The organism is Shewanella sp. SP1S1-7 (assembly GCF_031932105.1).
In the GTDB taxonomy this organism is placed as follows: domain Bacteria; phylum Pseudomonadota; class Gammaproteobacteria; order Enterobacterales; family Shewanellaceae; genus Shewanella; species Shewanella baltica.
On record NZ_JAUOEU010000020.1, the window covers coordinates 38,874 to 55,864 of the forward strand.

Below are 16,991 nucleotides of genomic sequence, written 5' to 3' on the forward strand. Positions count from 1 at the left end.
TTTTATTTTTTCGGCATGTTGGCTGAATGTTTAGCATAGTTGAGCTCGCTTCTCTCTCATTAAATCCTTAATTTATTTAGGATTCAGTGGGCTTAATGGCGCCGATTTTGGGTTTGAATGTTTATGCTCACAGGCCTTAACCGCGTTAAGCAACGCGGCGCACTCTACGGTCAGCTTGTTAGTATTCGCACTGTCAGTATGGCTGTTGGCATCGGCCTTCGCACTATAGGCGGCAATTTGCAGTTGCTGTATCGCCTGTGCGAGTTGCGGTGACTGCTCGGCAATCTTATCGAGTGTCATAGGCGCTTGCTGTAACTCGCTGAAGTAGCGCTGTAACTGCAACATAATGCGGCTCACATCGCCACTGGCGCAGGCTTGCTCCAATCCCTGTAAGCCCGCAGCATTTACTGATTGTGCTGAACTCATTGAAGCGTTAAGGGCAGTCGGGGCGGCCGATTGGTTTTTTAAAGCGCGGCGCCAAGCGATTAAAGTGATGATCCAAGCGACGAGAGTGCTCAGCCATAGCGCAGCAAACACCTTAACCATCCAGGAGTCATTGCTGTCGGCCGCTGAATTTGCTTGCCAAGAGGCTTGGGCGGGCGCATCTGTGACTGCACCGCCTGTTACCACTATGGTGCGTGCGGGGAGCGTCGCGGTTTCTTGACGTTTAAGGTGCGGATTCCACCAAGGCACTTTGACTTCGGGCAGGGTAAATGTTCCCGCTTTGCTGGGAACGATTGCCGACGTAATACTGTACTGGGAGACAATTTGTGCATCGCGTACAAAGGTTTGTCGCTGAGGTTTCTCTGGGTATGACTTCAGTTCATTAGGCAGGGTTTGCGCTATATCTGGCAGGCTATTTTCATCGGCATTAGAAGCCAATAAAGTCATAGTGCGAGTAATAGGGCTACCGACGGTAAACTCTTTAATATCCTCAGGGAAATTCTCTTTTAACACCACTAAATCGGCAACCAGCCATTGGCCTTGGAAACTTGTCGGTGCAGGATTCACTTGCACTGTGAGTGAGGGCGCGCCCGCTTGCATTGGGCGGCTTTCATTAAAGCCAAACATGCCGCCGCGGCGTTGGGATTCAACTAGCACATCGCCTGCAAAGGTTGCACCTTTGATGTTCACTTGGCCGGGTAAGTCGGGAATAATGCCATAGGTGCGTTCAATCACGCGGTAACGGCGGCCATCGACTATCTCTGAGCCATCCTTATCTTCGCCGATTTGTTTGATCTGTGCGCCTTCGATGACCGGTGCGCTCAATACGCCCCTTTGTAATTCTACCGCCAGATAGAGTTTGACCTTGTAGGTAATGAGCTGCCCGACATAGGCCTCGTCAGTTGACACTTTGGCATCGATAAATAGGTTATTCATCTGTGCGGGCTGGCTACCCGTTTCGACCACTTTGAGTGGGATCGGTGCCGAGCTGATGCCATCAATAGTAAAGGCTGGAATGGTTAACTGGCCTTTTTGTTTTGGCGCGAGCAACACTTGCCAGCGAGTCTCTTTGACCGCATCGAAGTTCATGATCTGTGTGCTGCGACTCACGCTGGTGCGGCCAACAATAAAGTCTTTCAGCAGGGCGGATGTGTCTAGCTTGCCGGTATCGATTTCATCATCGACGCTGATATTGAGCACAAAGTATTCGCCCTCCATCACAGGATTACGATCGACCGATGCCTCAATTTTGCTGAGTGCAAAGGCGGGATGGGCCACTCCGATGGCAAGGAGTAGCAGGATAAAAAATTGTCTGATCACCACTGTTCGTTATCCTTTGATATTTGGCCATTTTGACGGCGTTTTTGATATTCCAACTGCATTTTATTGCGAAGTAACACTTGGGGGTCTTCACTCACGCCCCTCAGCGCTCGCTGCATTTCTGCGGGAAGCGGTTCGCTATTGGTTGGCGGCGCTTCGACAGATTCACTCATAGCAGCTTCTTGTTTATCTTGCGCATTTTTCTCTGGAGCGTCCTTGGCGCCAACGCTTTGCTTTGCTTGTTCAGCGGATTTTTGCGCCTCGGCATCGGCGTTAGCCTGCGCTTGCATCTTAGCTTCATTATCCGCTGGTGAATCGTCTACAGGCTCATTTTCCTTTGCATCCTGCTCGGCATTTTGCTGCTTGGCTTGTTGATCCTGTTGCGCTTTATCTTGATCTTGCTGAGCTTCATCCTGCTTGTCCTGAGCATTGCCATTTTGCTTATCTTGCTCAGACTGTTGCTCATCCGCTTTTTGCTGCTCAGGGCTTTGATCAGAACTTTGCTCAGGATTGGCATTGTCCTGTTGATCCTGAGACTCTTGTCCCGCTTGATCTTGCTTATCTTTCTGAGCACTATCTTGGTCAGATTGTTGTTTATCCTGCGACTGCTGATTACCGGATTGTTGGTCGCCTGAATTGGAATCACCGGACTGCTGATCGCCTTGTTGATCTTGGTTCTTATCCTGTTGATCGTTTTTACCTTGCTGCTTTTGCTGTTGTTTCAATTGCTTTTCAGCCAGTTCAAGGTTGGCCTTCGCCGCTGGGAAATCGGCTTGTTTTTCAAGTGCGGCTTGATAGCGCTCCTTAGCCTTATCGGGTTTACCGAGTTGCATCAACGCATTGCCTTGATTGTAGAGGCCTTGGGCTGAGCTATCTTGCTCGAAGGTTTTCAGCGCTTGCTCATAATCACCGGCCTTATATTGGGCGCTGCCACGCCATTGGGGTGACTCAAACTGCTTAGCGGCGTTGGCATAATCTTGGGATTGATAGGCCTGCATCGCTTGCTCATCTGGCGTTTTCCACACATTGTCCCAGGCATTGTCCCACACACTGGCATGAGCAGGCTGAGGCGCGGCCGCGAGCAGTAAACCGCCAATGAGAGTGGCAAATCCAACGCTTGCCACGATTCCTTGCCTAAAGCTGAAAAGGGCGGGAAGCAGTAATAGCAGGGCGAGATAAGGTCCAAGATCCTGCCAGGTTTCACCGTCAAGATCTGTGGCTTTGGCATCGCCCGTATCACTTAACCAATGTTGTAATTGGGCCAGATCATTGCCGTCGGTGCGATTTTGGATTAACACGCCTTTGTTATCCGCGGCCAGTTTTTGCAGCAGGCCAAAGTCAGTGCTGGCCACAACGACTTCGTTGCTGCTGTCGCGCTGCAATTGTCCGTCGGGTAGACGAATTGGCGCGCCTTGGCTGGTACCAAAAGCGACGACCGCAAGACGATATTGCGTGCCACTTAATGCCGAGTTAGCGTCATCAAATTGGGCAGCAGTTATGCCATCTGTCATCACGATAATATCACCGCGAATATGCCCACCCTGAGCCAGTAGCGTTTTAGCTTGGGTTAAACCTGCCGCTAAGTTTGAGCCACGAACGGGCATGATCTCAGGGCTCAAGGTCGGCAATAAATTGAGTAGCGTGCCGGTATCGCGCGTTAACGGGCTGATAGTAAAGGCATCGCCGGCAAAGGCGACTAAACCTGTTTCACCTTCTTTAAGATTACGCAGCAGATCCGTAGCCCTAAATTTAGCTTGGGTTAAACGGTTCGGCGCCAGATCGGTAGCGAACATAGACACAGACATGTCCATCACGAGTACGCGGCCTTGCTCGGCGGCAAACACAGGTAAGGACTGTTTATTAACGGCAGGCCCAGCGAGCGCAAAAGTCGCAATCAGCCAAGTGAAAGCTAGTAAATGCAGCGGACGGCGGGATTTCTTGCTGCCTTGGGTGACCAATATCTTGGCTAAGTGCGGCGCAATATAACGATTCCACGCACTGTGGTTTTCGTGTTGTCGCCATAAACTCAACAACACTAGAGCCAGTGGCACTAGGGCGAGTAGCCATTCTGGGCGAATAAAATGTAGGCTCATGATTTAATGTTCCCCTGTGAAGTGGTTGCGACAGAGGGTTTAACGCGGCGCGCTGCAAAGAATGGTAATTGACTTAAGGCAATCCACAGGCTCGTCAGTAACGCCAGTGCCAGCGGCCAATAGAACAAATCTGCCTGCGGACGATAGCTTAATTGATCGCGACTCACTGGTTCGAGTTTATCGATTTCTTGGTAAATCTGGTCGAGCTCTTGGCTGTTGCGGGCGCGGAAATAATGGCCGTGGGTGACTTCGGCGATATGCTTAAGCTGGTTTTCATCCAGATCCATTGAGGGATTAACCCGCTCGCGGCCAAAGAGTGTGCGGCGCTCCATCACATCGGCACCGACACCGACAGTGTAAATGGTGACTTTACGATTAGCGGCAATTTGCGCCGCTTGCTCAGGCTCAATATTGCCCGCGTTGTTAGAGCCGTCGGTCAATAAAATCAACACTCTGTTACTCTCGTCCATTTTATCGAAGCGTTTTACCGCCAGCGCTATGGCTTCACCTATGGCGGTTTGTTTACCGACTAAGCCGATTTGTGCTTCTTTTAAAAACTGCGCCACTGAACGTCTATCTTGGGTGAGCGGCGCCTGCAAATAGGCGTGATCGGCAAAGAGAATTAAACCGATACGATCGCCTTTGCGGCGCTCGATAAAGTCACTGACAACATGCTGAATTAAAGTGAAACGGTCGACGGTTTTGCCATTCACCACCATGTCTTCAATCTGCATACTGCCGGATAAATCTACCGCCATCATCAGATCGCGGCCTTGGCTCGGCAGTTCGATCGGTTCGCCAAGCCATTGCGGACGAGCAATAGCGAGCACTAATAGGCACCACATCAGCCAGTAGCGTTTGCGACTCTGACGCGTGTTGGCCGCTAAGCTTTGTTTACCTGTTTGGCTTATTCCGGGGAGTTGTAGCCGGCCACCATCCACTTGTACGGTTTGTTGGCGCCAAAAAAACAAAGGTAAAGGCAGTAATATCAATAGCCAAGGCCATGCAATTGTTAACATTGTGCCTCCGGTTGTTTGGTGTCAGCTGGCTGGATTGACGCTTGGCTTTTAGCTTGAGCGTCGCCACTCGCTTGAACGTAGCCCTTAGTTTTAACAAGAGTCTGCTCAGGCGCACTCAGTGTTGCTTTCGATGCCAACCAAGCTTGTGCGAGTTCATGTAACTCATTGGCTTCAGCTAAGGTCAACGGCGTTGGTTGATGACGTTTGGCCAACAAGGCGCCAATACGTTGGCGTTTAGGCGCGGGTAAATAGCTGTCTAGCCAAGTCGCCCAAGCTTCACCATCTAAGGAGGCTATTGCATCTCTGCTGAGGTAACTCATGGCGGTACGCTTTAATAGGCTATTAACGTCAGAGACATAGGACGGTGCTTGTTTATCGAGCTGATTAAGTAACTGTTTCGCGGCTTTTTTCGGCGCGAAGTCACGGGCGCGTTTTCTTAGCCAGATAACCAAGAGTGTGATGAGAGCAATCACGAGCGCGAGGACCAACCAATAACCGATTGCCCAAGGCCAAGCGCCGATTGGATCGGGATGAATGATATCCTGCAGATCCGCCAGCGCTGGGTTTGGCGCTGTAGCCATAGGGACCGCAGCCTGTGGATTTGCTATCACTGGTGTCACTATTTCTGAATTCACTGTTGCTGGATCCATAGTTAACGCAATAATTCCAATTGATGGGCTAGGGGAGCACCCGCATCGATGAGTTGGGTGCGCACGCGCAGTTGCTGCATCATGGCGATAAAGTCCCTTTGCTGACGCAGCTGAATGTCGAGCCAAGCCTGATAACTGTGGCGGGTGAGCACTAAGTCCTCCTCCCCATCCCGTACCGGCAAACTAAAATTGTGCGGTAACGGCAGTGTCCCTTGGCGCAGGGGATCGGTAATCAGGTAGGCGCCCACATCGCAATGACGTTTAAGCTCGGTTAATGGCGCGATACATTGGGGGCTAAAATGGCTGCCATCGGTCACTATCCAAACCAAGGAGCCGGGTTTGGCGATGCGTTGTAATCGCTGACAAGCGCGCAGAATATGATCAGGATCGCGCTGGCCACTGCCAACATGATTGAGTTGATTCTCATGCACACGGCGCAGGCCCGAGATCAATTGCAATATGCCCTGACGACGGCTGCGGGGTTTAAGCTCTAGATGCTCAGACTCGCTGGCGATCAAGGCGCCGAGTCTATCGCCATGGTTAATGGCATTCCAACCTAAGGTGGTTGCTAAGTGTCCTGCTTGCACCGATTGCAGCAATAAACTTGAGCCAAAATAGAGACTTTGGCTCAAGTCGATCAACAACAGAATAGGGCGCTCGCGTTCTTCGACAAATAACTTAGTGTGGGTTTTGCCCGTGCGAGCGGTCACGCGCCAATCAATGGTGCGCACATCGTCGCCCTGTTGATAGTGGCGCACCTCGGCAAACTCCATCCCGCGGCCTTTGATTAAGCTGCTGCGATGGCCCGCTAAATTAGCGCGGGCACGGCTGTAACGCTCAGGCATAGCACGGGCGATATTTTGGCACGCCAGCAGCTCTTGCTCGGTTAAATGCAAGCCATCGGCAAACAGCGGCAAGCCATCGGCCGAGGCTGAGAGTCGCGCAGTGTCACTCATCTTATTTCACCTTTATCTTCACCGTTAAGGTACTGCTACTTGACTCAAGATGTGATTGATCACCTGATCGCGGCTGACGCCTTCGGCTTGTGCCTGATAGCTGAGTAATAATCTGTGTCTTAACACATTCGGTGCAACGGCTTGAATGTCTTCCGGTGAAACAAAGTCTCGCTCGTGCAGCCAAGCGCGGGCGCGGGCGCAGCGTTCTAACGAAATAGTGGCGCGTGGGCTGACACCGTACTCAAGCCATTTCGCTAAGTCTTCGCTGTAACGCAAAGGCTCGCGGGTCGCCATAACGATTTCGACTATGTATTTTTCGAGTGGCTCGGCGAGATAGATTTCCATGGTTTCGTCACGGGCGGCAAACACATCGGCTTGTGCAATCGGCTCAGTGGTCGGCAATTCGTGGGTGAGTGCTTCTTTACGGGATTGGCGCAGAATTTCGATTTCAGTCTCGCCGCTCGGGTAATCAAGATTCAAGTGCATTAAAAAACGGTCAAGCTGTGCTTCGGGCAGGGGATAAGTGCCTTCGTTTTCTAATGGATTTTGGGTTGCCATCACTAAAAACAGCGGTGGCAGCTTATAACTGTGCTTACCGACGGTGACTTGACCTTCGGCCATAGCTTCTAATAAGGCCGATTGTACTTTGGCGGGGGCGCGGTTAATTTCGTCTGCCAAGATCAAATTGTGGAAAATCGGTCCGGCTTCAAACTCGAAGGTGCCAGTTTGCGAGCGATAAATATCTGTGCCGGTTAAATCGGCAGGCAGCAGATCTGGGGTAAATTGAATGCGGTGGAAATCGCCCTCAACCCCGTCACATAAGGCTTTCACCGCACGGGTCTTGGCCAGTCCCGGTGGACCTTCAACTAATAAGTGGCCATTGGCAATTAAGGCAATGAGCAGATTTTCGGTCAATACTGGCTGCCCTAAAACAACCTTATTTAGGTAAGTGCGTAATGCATGGAAGCGACTCAAAGGCATGATGCTACTCGTTTTATTATGTTGAAAATGCGTGTGTGGGCTATAGACAACGGATATGGTAAAGAATTCCCTTAGGGTTTGGCTAGTGTTAAAAAAACAAACAGGTGTTTAAAACTTGCTGACAAGAAGTTAGAATCAGATCACACTTTAATGGTCAGACCTGTTATTAGGCGTTTTTCGCCGTAAAACAATGGGTCAAACACGGAAATAGCTAGCGCCGCCTGAAATCTCTCAGCGATTGCGCACATAAAGAGGGTGACAAATGAGTGATAGACAACAGGTTACGAACGCCAAGGGCGAGCGTATCGCAATTGTAGCGGGTTTAAGAACGCCATTTGCAAAACAAGCCACGGCATTTCACGGTGTATCGGCGCTCGATATGGGCAAAATGGTGGTCAATGAATTATTGGCGCGCTCTGAACTCGATCCTAAGCTGATTGAGCAATTAGTGTATGGACAAGTGGTGCAAATGCCCGCTGCACCTAACATCGCCCGTGAAATCGTACTCGGTACTGGCATGAATGTGTCGACCGATGCCTATAGTGTCACTCGCGCCTGTGCGACTAGCTTTCAATCTGCCGTAAACGTGGCCGAATCTATCATGACGGGCAATATCGAAATCGGTATTGCGGGCGGCGCCGACTCTTCATCTGTCTTGCCTATCGGCGTGTCGAAAAAATTAGCCCATGCGTTAGTCGATCTGAATAAAGCCCGTAGCTTTGGGCAAAAACTACAAATTTTCCGTCGTTTAGGCATTAAAGATTTATTACCTGTACCGCCTGCGGTTGCCGAGTACTCAACGGGCTTGTCTATGGGACAAACCGCTGAGCAAATGGCAAAAACCTACAATATTAGCCGCGCCGATCAAGATGCTTTAGCGCACCGCTCGCACACCTTAGCGAGTGAAACTTGGGCTTCGGGCCATCTTCGTGACGAAGTGATGGTTGCCCATGTGCCACCGTATAAACAGTTTATCGATCGCGATAACAATATCCGCGAAAACTCGGTACTGGAGTCATACGCTAAGCTGCGTCCTGCATTCGATAAACAGCATGGTACTGTGACGGCGGCCAACAGTACGCCACTGACTGACGGTGCCTCAGCGATTATCCTGATGAGCGAAGGTCGAGCTAAAGCCTTAGGTTATCAACCAATTGGTTACATTAAGAGCTATGCCTTTAGCGCCATAGATGTGTGGCAAGACATGCTGATGGGACCCTCTTACGCGACGCCACTGGCGCTGAAACGTGCTGGAATGGAACTAGAAGATCTTACCCTGATTGAAATGCATGAAGCCTTTGCGGCGCAGACATTAGCGAACATGCAGATGTTTGCTTCGAAAAAATTTGCCGAAGAAAAACTCGGTCGTAACCGCGCGATTGGTGAAATCGACATGAGCAAGTTTAACGTGCTCGGCGGCTCGCTTGCCTACGGCCATCCTTTTGCTGCAACGGGAACCCGTTTGATCACGCAAGTGTGTCGTGAGCTTAAGCGCCGTGGTGGTGGAACTGGCCTAACAACGGCCTGTGCGGCTGGTGGTTTGGGCGTGGCAATGATAGTGGAAGTGGAGTAATCGGCATGGAAAAGACCTTTAATTTAACCCGCCGCGACGACGGCATTGCTATTTTGACTATGGATGTTCCTGGCGAAACCATGAACACCCTAAAAGCGCAGTTTGGCCCTGAAATCAGTGAGATTCTGGCCGAGATCAAAAGTGATTCGAGCATTCGCGGTTTAGTGCTGATCTCAGGCAAAAAAGATTCTTTTGTCGCGGGCGCAGATATTTCTATGCTCGATGCTTGTAAAACGGCGAGCGATGCCAAAGCCTTATCCCAACAAGGTCATGTAGTTTTCAATGAGCTAGAAGCCTTAACTATTCCTGTGGTTGCCGCAATCCATGGTGCCTGTTTAGGCGGTGGTTTAGAGTTAGCCTTAGCCTGTCATCAAAGGGTATGTAGCGATGATGGCAAGACTATGCTCGGCGTTCCGGAAGTCCAACTTGGCTTATTGCCAGGCGGCGGCGGGACTCAACGTTTGCCACGTTTAGTCGGCATTACGACAGCCTTAGATATGATGTTGACCGGTAAACAAATTCGTCCTAAACAAGCCTTGAAAATGGGCTTAGTGAATGATGTTGTGCCGCAGACGATTCTGTTACAAACCGCAGTTGAGATGGCGCTTGCGGGTAAACGAGTTCCGAAGCCTGTTAAAAAGTCACTCGTTAATCAAGTGCTTGAAGGCACGAGTTTTGGCCGTAACATTATTTTCGATCAAGCGACTAAGCAGGTCGAAAAGAAAACCCAAGGTAATTATCCTGCGCCTGCCAAGATCATTGATTGCGTGCGCCAAGGAATTGCTAAGGGCATGCAAAAAGGGCTAGAAGTCGAAGCCAGTCATTTTGCCGAATTAGTGGTATCGAAAGAATCTGAAGCGCTGCGCAGTATTTTTTTCGCGACCACAGAAATGAAGAAAGAAACCGGCGCTGAAGGTGCGAGCCCGCGTAAAGTGAAAAAAGCGGTGATCTTAGGTGGCGGTTTAATGGGTGGCGGTATCGCATCTGTCACAACTACCAAGGCTAAAATCCCCGTTCGTGTCAAAGACATCAGCGAAAAAGGTTTAAGTAATGCATTAGCTTACGCCTACAAGCTGTTGGATAAAGGGGTTAAGCGCCGTCATATGACGCCTGCTGCTCGTGACAACCTAATGGCACTGATGACCACAACGACTGAATATAAAGGCGTTAAAGATGCCGACATCGTTGTGGAAGCGGTATTTGAAGACTTAGCGCTTAAGCATCAAATGGTGAAAGACATTGAGCGTGAGTGTGGTGAGCACACTATTTTTGCGTCAAACACCTCATCTTTGCCTATTAGCCAAATCGCTGAAGCGGCAACGCGTCCAGAGAACGTGATAGGTCTGCATTATTTCTCGCCAGTAGAAAAAATGCCGCTGGTGGAAGTGATTGCCCATGCTAAAACGTCACCAGAAACCATTGCGACCACGGTCGCATTTGCCCGTAAGCAAGGTAAAACACCGATAGTGGTACAAGACGGCGCGGGTTTCTACGTGAACCGTATTCTTGCGCTCTACATGAACGAGGCCGCGCAATTATTACTTGAAGGCCAAAGTGTTGAACATCTTGATAAAGCGCTGGTTAAGTTTGGTTTCCCTGTGGGCCCTATTACTTTACTCGACGAAGTGGGTATCGACGTGGGCGCTAAGATTTCACCAATCCTCGAAAAAGAATTGGGTGAACGTTTTAAAGCGCCAGCTGCTTTTGACAAGCTTTTGGGTGACGATCGTAAAGGCCGTAAAAATGGTAAAGGTTTCTATCAATACGGCGCATCGAGCAAAAAAGCTAAAGCTGTCGATGAGAGTGTTTATGGCGTGTTAGGCATTAAACCTGGCACCAATAAAGACGCAAAAGCGGTTGCCGAGCGTTGTGTCGTACAAATGCTCAACGAAGCGGTGCGTTGTTTAGATGATGGTATTATCGCATCGCCAAGAGATGGTGATATTGGCGCCATTTTCGGTATTGGCTTCCCGCCATTCCTCGGTGGCCCATTCCACTATATTGACACTTTGGGCGCCGCGAACTTAGTGCGAATTCTTGAAGGTTATCAAAGCCAATTGGGTAGCAGATTCGAACCTTGTGAGCGCTTAAAAACCATGGCTCAAGAAAACGCGCACTTTTTCTAAGTTTCAGTGAATCTAAGTCATAGTTAATCTAAGTCTTAGTTAATCTCGGTGTTAGTTAATCAAGATTGAATAAAAAAGCGGCAGATCATTGCCGCTTTATTTATTGCCACAAGGCATGTTTTTGCCTAAAAAATGTTCATAACTTAGATGTGGATCTTGTATAATCCGAGCGCTTGATCGAGAGAGCCGTGCTCAGTGCTAGGTGTCCTGTACTGAGAACATAGCGATGAATAAGTGTTGCTCGTTTCAGCAGTCTGCGGAGGTCATTTCATCCAGCCGTTAAAATGGCGTATTTAACGTGTGCACCAATCTGCAAGACTATGCGAGCAGTATCCGCATTTTGATGGGGAATTAGTTTCTCTACATTTATGATTTTTAGTTGTTTTCAAAGAGGTGGTTTGTGGTTTTGCTGGTTATCTTTATCGCATTAATCTCTGCTTGGTACTTCGGCTTAGCTGCATTTACCGCAGGCCTTTGTGTTATGCATTGGGTATTACTGGGTTTTGTGCTCGGGCCTTTGGCTTATCCGCTCTTTACGACACACCGCCATTTAGCTTTGAGGAAAATCCGTTGTAGTGAGGAAGGGATATTAAATAGCTAATCTATCAATATGTAATGTCCTATCTTTTCACACTTTTCATATTCATATAAAACTAAAGGGAGCTAGTGCTCCCTTTATTGTTTCTAGCCTAATTTTCTATAACAAAGCATGAGTCAGACTCATGGCTACAGGACTTAAATTAGTTCCACCAACCTTTCGCAGAAATCACTTCAAGGTGGTTTATGCCTTCTGGCAACTTAACTTTTTTACGCGCTGGCTTGGATAAACCGAGTGCTTTTTTGATTGAATTTAGCATAGTTACTCTCCCTAACCTGATTAATTTTATGCAACTTCAGAGTTAATAAATTTAACGTAAGGATGTCCTGCGACTTCGAGAGGTTTGAACTTCACGTAAGGATGCCCTGCGATTTCAAAAGGCTTGAACTTCACATAAGGATGTCCAGCGATTTCGAAAGGTTTGAACTTCACGTAAGGATGTCCAGCGATTTCGAAAGGTTTGAACTTCACGTAAGGATGTCCAGCGATTTCGAAAGGTTTGAACTTCACGTAAGGATGTCCAGCAATTTCGAAAGGCTTAAACTTCACATATGGATGCCCAGCTACTTCTACTGGAGCAAGTTTAACTGCAGGTTCTTCTGAAGTAATTGACTTAGCTGCTGGTTCTAATTTTGTGTTATCTTCAAGTGCATAAGTATTTACTGCAAAACCAATTGAAGATAATAAAGTAACGGCGGCAAGGATTCCTTTCATCATTCTAATTCTCTCTCAGGGTAGTTGATATTGATTTATTATTGACACTGATAGTGCTACTGCACTTGTTGTGCCAATGTTGTAAACCGCAATCAAATTGAGATTTAAATGATTAATTAATGTTACTTTGGGTGTTTGGCTTTATCATGTCTTCTTGGAGTAGCAGGGTAAACTCGGTCTCTTTTATAGCCTTACTAAAGATATAGCCTTGGATCTCTTCACAGTTAAGTGCTCGTAAAATGTTTAATTGCGCAGTCTGTTCTACTCCTTCACCCACAACAGAAAGCCCCATGTTATGGGCGATAGTGATAATAGAATCGACCATTTTGAGATCGCGATCAGACTTATCAATATCGTCAACAAAAGCTTTATCAATTTTTAAAGTATGAATCGGGAAACGTTTTAAGTATGAAAGGGACGAGTACCCAGTGCCGAAATCATCGAGTGCCAAACTAACGCCCATTTTAGCCAGTTGCTGCATGACAATAATCGCCGTTTCCGGCTGCTTAATGACAGTACCTTCTGTTATTTCTAATTCAAGGTGACAAGCGGGGAGTTTGGTGAGTCTTAAAATTGACTCTATTCGTTGCTGGATATCGGGGAGAGCAAATTGACGTGACGATAAATTGACGGCGACTCTGCCGCTGAATATTCCTTGTTCACGCCATTTCTGTGCTGCGAAACAGGCTTTGCGTAAGACGATTTCACCAATTTCAACAATTAAGCCGTTTTCCTCAGCAAGTGGAATAAAATCATTTGGGGGTATCAAACCATGTATTGGATGATTTAATCTGACCAAAGCCTCCATGCCTGCAATTTTACCACGCTTAAGATCAACCTTAGGCTGATAATAAACTTCAAATAGATCATCTTTTAAGCCTTCACGGATAAGATTCTCTATTTCTAACTGCCTAATCGCATGCTGATTTAATGACTCTGAATAAAACTGATAGCAATTACCTCCCGCTGACTTAGCATGGTACATGGCAATATCTGCTTTCCTCAGTAATGCTTGCTCGCTTTGCTCATCTTCTGGGAATAGCACTATACCAATACTTAATCCTAGGACTAGTTGCTCATTACTCACTTCAAAAGCGGGTTTTAACCCTTCGATAATACGGTTAGCGATGGCAGCACTGGCGCTTATATCTGAGTTTTTATCTAATACAATGGCGAATTCATCTCCGCCTAGACGGTAAATACTGGTATTTTTAGGAAGTAAGGACTTAATGCGGGCAGCAACGAGCTTTAATAATGTATCTCCAATCTGGTGACCTAATGAATCATTAATACGCTTAAAATTATCAAGGTCAAGCACCATTAGCGCATGAGCTATTTCTCGATTCACTAAGTTACTTAAGGTCACTTGTAAGTTGGAGCGATTAGGTAGTCCGGTTAAAAGATCATTATTGGTTAGTTTTCTAAGTTCTTCTTCTTGCTGTTTTCGTCTCGAAATATCCGAAAAAACCCCGACATAGTGTGACAATTCGCCTAACTCATCATAGATAGCATCGATAGTGAGCTCCATGTGGAAGTGACTTTTATCTCCTCTGGCTGCTTCTACTTCATTTGCCCAGCGACCTTGTTGTTTCAACATGGTCCTGATTTGGGTGGAGAAGGTTTCAGGATATAAATCAAATGTGAGTAAGTTACCAATAAAATCAGTTCTGTTACGTAATGAAATCTTACAGCAAGCTTCATTAACTTCGACAAAACGGTATTCGCTGTCGAGGATAAACATGCCTTCCGAAATATTTTCAATAGCCTTTTCAAAGAGTTTTAGTTGTTCTTCTTTTTGTTTAAATTGACTAATATTCTTAATCGTTCCAGTCATTCGCAGGGCATTATCTTTTTCATCACGTTCTACAATTTTGGCGCGGTCTAAGATCCATACCCAATTGTCGTCTTTACCTTTTACTCGGTATGCGGCTTCAAAATGATCTGTTTCACCATAAAAATGCTTATTGAGCGCTTCTCGAACACGCTCTTGATCCATTGGATGTATATTGCTCTCTTCATCTGATTTACCAGAACGGTGTCCATCACGGGGGAATTCAAGTGCTCCCCAGATATTTGAGCGGAAAATGTTGCCAGTTTCTATATCCCAGTCCCACATTTCATCACCACTTCCCCATAATGATAGTTTTAATCGTTCTTCACTGAGTACAATCTGTCTTTGTGTTTCTCTACGACGTAATATGGCTTTTGTCACAAGGTAGGAAATAAATAATACAATAGCAGCATAAATAGATTTTGCTTGAAATGATGACCACCAAGGAGGTGTTATAATGACAGTAAGCTCTTTTGTTGCTGCTTTTTCACCGGAAAGTGAATTAACAGAATAAACTTGAAAAGTATAATTTCCTGGAGATAGGTTTGTATATGTTGCTGAGTTTGTTCCATTTGCAGGTATCCATATATCAGAAAGACCGAACATTCTATAGTAGTAGTTAGTTGATGAGTCGTCTGACATAGGAGATATAAAGTTGAACGAAAATGGATAGTCAGAGTATTTCAATGATATTTCATTAGATGCTGCGATTGATTGTAATAGATAGTTACTTTCTTGATTTTGAACTATATTAAATACTAAGAAATCTGATATTTCTGTTTTATTTACCTTGCTTTTCTTTACATAACTTACAACATCTTTAGGAGATACTAGACTAATCCCACTAATCCCCGCAAGTAGAGTGTTACCGTTTATATTGATACCATTGGGAGCGTTGTACTCATATTGACTCCCATTTGATGTTTTTAAGATATAAGATACTTTACTGTTTTTTTCAAAAATAATGACTTCACTTAGTGATGAGGCTGTTATAAAACCATCATTATCTACAATCGCGTAGATCTCTTTATTGTTAGAAAGTATTCTCGAAATTTTTTTATTGGTATCATTATAAAGCATCAGTGATGTTGATGTTCCGAAGTAAATGCCATTATCACTTTTTTCGATGCTGTAAGTTATTTCATTGCTTAAGTTTTCTAATAATCCATTTTCATATTTTTTTAGTCCATCTTGTCCAGCTATATATATTAGGTTGTCAGATTTTAACTCTACGTCAAAAATTGGCTCATTCTTTTTTGTATCAATGCTGTTAGTAATTTCACCATTTTTGATGATTAAAACTTTACCATCAGGTGTGCCAGCAGCAATTGTCAAACTATTTTCATTAATAGAGAGTGATGATATTATATTTTTGCTAATCAACTTGGATGAATCATCTTTCTGTAAAAACAACCCTGTATTAGTACCAAAATAAAGCCCATCGTCACTTAGAACTGCGTATTTGTATCCTTGAGTATGAGTGTTGAAGCTTTTTATTAGGTTCAAATTTTCATCAAAAAGTTTTATTTTTTCAGAGTCAGATGAAACCAGAAAACCTTTAGTGTTTTTTGTAAGATGCCATGTGCTATCTGTCGTTAAGTTAGTTTTTTGCACTAAATTATTTACTTTTTTTACAATAGTGATGCCTTGATCAATACTTCCTAATACAAACATATCTTCGGTTGCAAAAAATGAAGATGTTTTGTCAGGTCTATCTGGAGATAAAAGTCCAATAGTAGTGTTGTTGGAAATATCAACAACATTTTCATTTGTGAAGCCATATATGTTTTTTTTGTATTTTGTAAGTAATGAAAACGCTCGATTATCGACTTTTACTATTTCATTGCCTTCGTATTCATATAATCCATCACTGAATGATATTAGCATTGTCGTGTCATTCTTTTGCTCGAAATCCATTGTTTTTCGAGCTATCTCTTTTAACTCACTCCCGCTTAGTTCAAATAATGTACCTGCATAGTCTCTTATATAATAATCGTCGCCTACTTTTATCGTTTTTTTAATTTCACTTAGGCCTTTCTTTGAAAGTTCATAAGTTTGCTCTTTGTTACTTATATCAATAATTGCTTTGTTGGTTCCAACAATTAAACTCTTATCACTTGAGTTGAGGCTCCAGACTGGGGAGTCATTTACCGATAGGCCATAATGAGAAAATGATTCTTGCAGTTTATCATATACGACTAGACCACTATCGGTTCCAACATATAACACGCCTTGTTCATCAATGAGTAAACTTCTGATAAAAGAACTGGGAAGGCCTGTTCTGGCATCATTAGCATAAAAATGCTTAAAGTTTTTCCCATCAAATCGATTAAGTCCATTAAATGTTCCAATCCATAGATAGCCATCATGGTCCTGGACTATAGACGTAACTGTGCTTTGGGAAAGTCCTTGCGGGACACCAAAAGATTGTGATTGGAGAATAATTGGAGATTTATCAGAAAAGGGAGATGCGTTTACGTCTTCGAATGCATGCAAGCCAAAGAAAGCGAGCAAGACGATTTTAAAGAGTGCTTTAGGCATAGTGTTTATTCTTATTATCCGAGGATGCCATGAAACAATTGTGTTACATCACTTTTCCAGAAAGTGAGGGCTTTGTCAAAGCGGAGGCGGCTAAAAATCCTTTTAACAGCATGTAGATGCAGCAAAATTGTTCGCTGAAGAAGGG

The 16,991-nt window shown here is 45.7% G+C and carries 11 protein-coding genes; 3 read left to right on the forward strand and 8 right to left on the reverse strand.

Going from position 1 to position 16,991, the window contains the following annotated elements; genetic code table 11:
• Positions 1-72: 72 nt before the first annotated feature.
• From Q4Q49_RS15290 to Q4Q49_RS15315, 6 genes are read right to left on the reverse strand one after another with little or no spacing between them, the layout of a single operon-like run.
• Entirely contained in the window at positions 73-1,767 is a 1,695-nt protein-coding gene (locus Q4Q49_RS15290) for a BatD family protein (RefSeq protein WP_311999745.1), read from the reverse strand.
• Positions 1,761-3,857, reverse strand: a complete 2,097-nt coding sequence (locus tag Q4Q49_RS15295; RefSeq protein ID WP_311999746.1) for a VWA domain-containing protein — start codon at positions 3,855-3,857, stop codon at positions 1,761-1,763. The genes Q4Q49_RS15290 and Q4Q49_RS15295 overlap by 7 nt, the downstream gene beginning before the upstream one ends.
• Positions 3,854-4,876 carry a VWA domain-containing protein gene (locus tag Q4Q49_RS15300; protein ID WP_311999747.1) on the reverse strand — a complete coding sequence of 341 codons (1,023 nt, stop codon included), beginning with the start codon at positions 4,874-4,876 and terminating at the stop codon, positions 3,854-3,856. The genes Q4Q49_RS15295 and Q4Q49_RS15300 overlap by 4 nt, the downstream gene beginning before the upstream one ends.
• Positions 4,870-5,526: a DUF4381 domain-containing protein gene (locus Q4Q49_RS15305; RefSeq protein ID WP_311999748.1), complete on the reverse strand. Its 657-nt coding sequence runs from the start codon at positions 5,524-5,526 to the stop codon at positions 4,870-4,872. The genes Q4Q49_RS15300 and Q4Q49_RS15305 overlap by 7 nt, the downstream gene beginning before the upstream one ends.
• 2 nt (positions 5,527-5,528) lie before the next feature.
• Positions 5,529-6,482: a DUF58 domain-containing protein gene (locus Q4Q49_RS15310; protein WP_220590628.1), complete on the reverse strand. Its 954-nt coding sequence runs from the start codon at positions 6,480-6,482 to the stop codon at positions 5,529-5,531.
• A 24-nt stretch (positions 6,483-6,506) separates the two neighbouring features.
• The gene (locus Q4Q49_RS15315) at positions 6,507-7,463 is read right to left on the reverse strand and encodes a MoxR family ATPase (protein ID WP_311999749.1); all 957 of its coding nucleotides are present in this window, start codon (positions 7,461-7,463) and stop codon (positions 6,507-6,509) included.
• 262 nt (positions 7,464-7,725) lie between these two features.
• Between Q4Q49_RS15315 and fadI the strand changes: the two genes are divergently transcribed.
• From fadI to Q4Q49_RS15330, 3 genes are all read left to right on the forward strand, one after another.
• Positions 7,726-9,036 carry an acetyl-CoA C-acyltransferase FadI gene (gene fadI, locus Q4Q49_RS15320; protein WP_006082247.1) on the forward strand — a complete coding sequence of 437 codons (1,311 nt, stop codon included), beginning with the start codon at positions 7,726-7,728 and terminating at the stop codon, positions 9,034-9,036.
• 5 nt (positions 9,037-9,041) lie between these two features.
• The gene (fadJ, locus tag Q4Q49_RS15325; protein ID WP_311999750.1) at positions 9,042-11,162 is read left to right on the forward strand and encodes a fatty acid oxidation complex subunit alpha FadJ; all 2,121 of its coding nucleotides are present in this window, start codon (positions 9,042-9,044) and stop codon (positions 11,160-11,162) included.
• Positions 11,163-11,562: 400 nt separating this feature from the next.
• Positions 11,563-11,763: a hypothetical protein gene (locus Q4Q49_RS15330; protein WP_259544656.1), complete on the forward strand. Its 201-nt coding sequence runs from the start codon at positions 11,563-11,565 to the stop codon at positions 11,761-11,763.
• A 282-nt stretch (positions 11,764-12,045) separates the two neighbouring features.
• On the opposite strand, the gene Q4Q49_RS15335 is transcribed toward Q4Q49_RS15330, so the two are convergent.
• On the reverse strand, positions 12,046-12,477 hold the full coding sequence (locus tag Q4Q49_RS15335; protein WP_006085474.1) for a hypothetical protein: 432 nt from the start codon (positions 12,475-12,477) through the stop codon (positions 12,046-12,048).
• Positions 12,478-12,586: 109 nt separating this feature from the next.
• Positions 12,587-16,846 carry an EAL domain-containing protein gene (locus Q4Q49_RS15340; RefSeq protein WP_311999751.1) on the reverse strand — a complete coding sequence of 1,420 codons (4,260 nt, stop codon included), beginning with the start codon at positions 16,844-16,846 and terminating at the stop codon, positions 12,587-12,589.
• Positions 16,847-16,991 lie beyond the last annotated feature (145 nt).

Coding starts and splice junctions, on each gene's coding strand:
- Q4Q49_RS15295 (WP_311999746.1), bottom strand. CDS start 3,857: ATGAGCCTACATTTTATTCGCCCAGAATGGCTACTCGCCCTAGTGCCA.
- Q4Q49_RS15300 (WP_311999747.1), bottom strand. CDS start 4,876: ATGTTAACAATTGCATGGCCTTGGCTATTGATATTACTGCCTTTACCT.
- Q4Q49_RS15305 (WP_311999748.1), bottom strand. CDS start 5,526: ATGGATCCAGCAACAGTGAATTCAGAAATAGTGACACCAGTGATAGCA.
- Q4Q49_RS15310 (WP_220590628.1), bottom strand. CDS start 6,482: ATGAGTGACACTGCGCGACTCTCAGCCTCGGCCGATGGCTTGCCGCTG.
- Q4Q49_RS15315 (WP_311999749.1), bottom strand. CDS start 7,463: ATGCCTTTGAGTCGCTTCCATGCATTACGCACTTACCTAAATAAGGTT.
- fadI (WP_006082247.1), top strand. CDS start 7,726: ATGAGTGATAGACAACAGGTTACGAACGCCAAGGGCGAGCGTATCGCA.
- fadJ (WP_311999750.1), top strand. CDS start 9,042: ATGGAAAAGACCTTTAATTTAACCCGCCGCGACGACGGCATTGCTATT.
- Q4Q49_RS15335 (WP_006085474.1), bottom strand. CDS start 12,477: ATGATGAAAGGAATCCTTGCCGCCGTTACTTTATTATCTTCAATTGGT.
- Q4Q49_RS15340 (WP_311999751.1), bottom strand. CDS start 16,846: ATGCCTAAAGCACTCTTTAAAATCGTCTTGCTCGCTTTCTTTGGCTTG.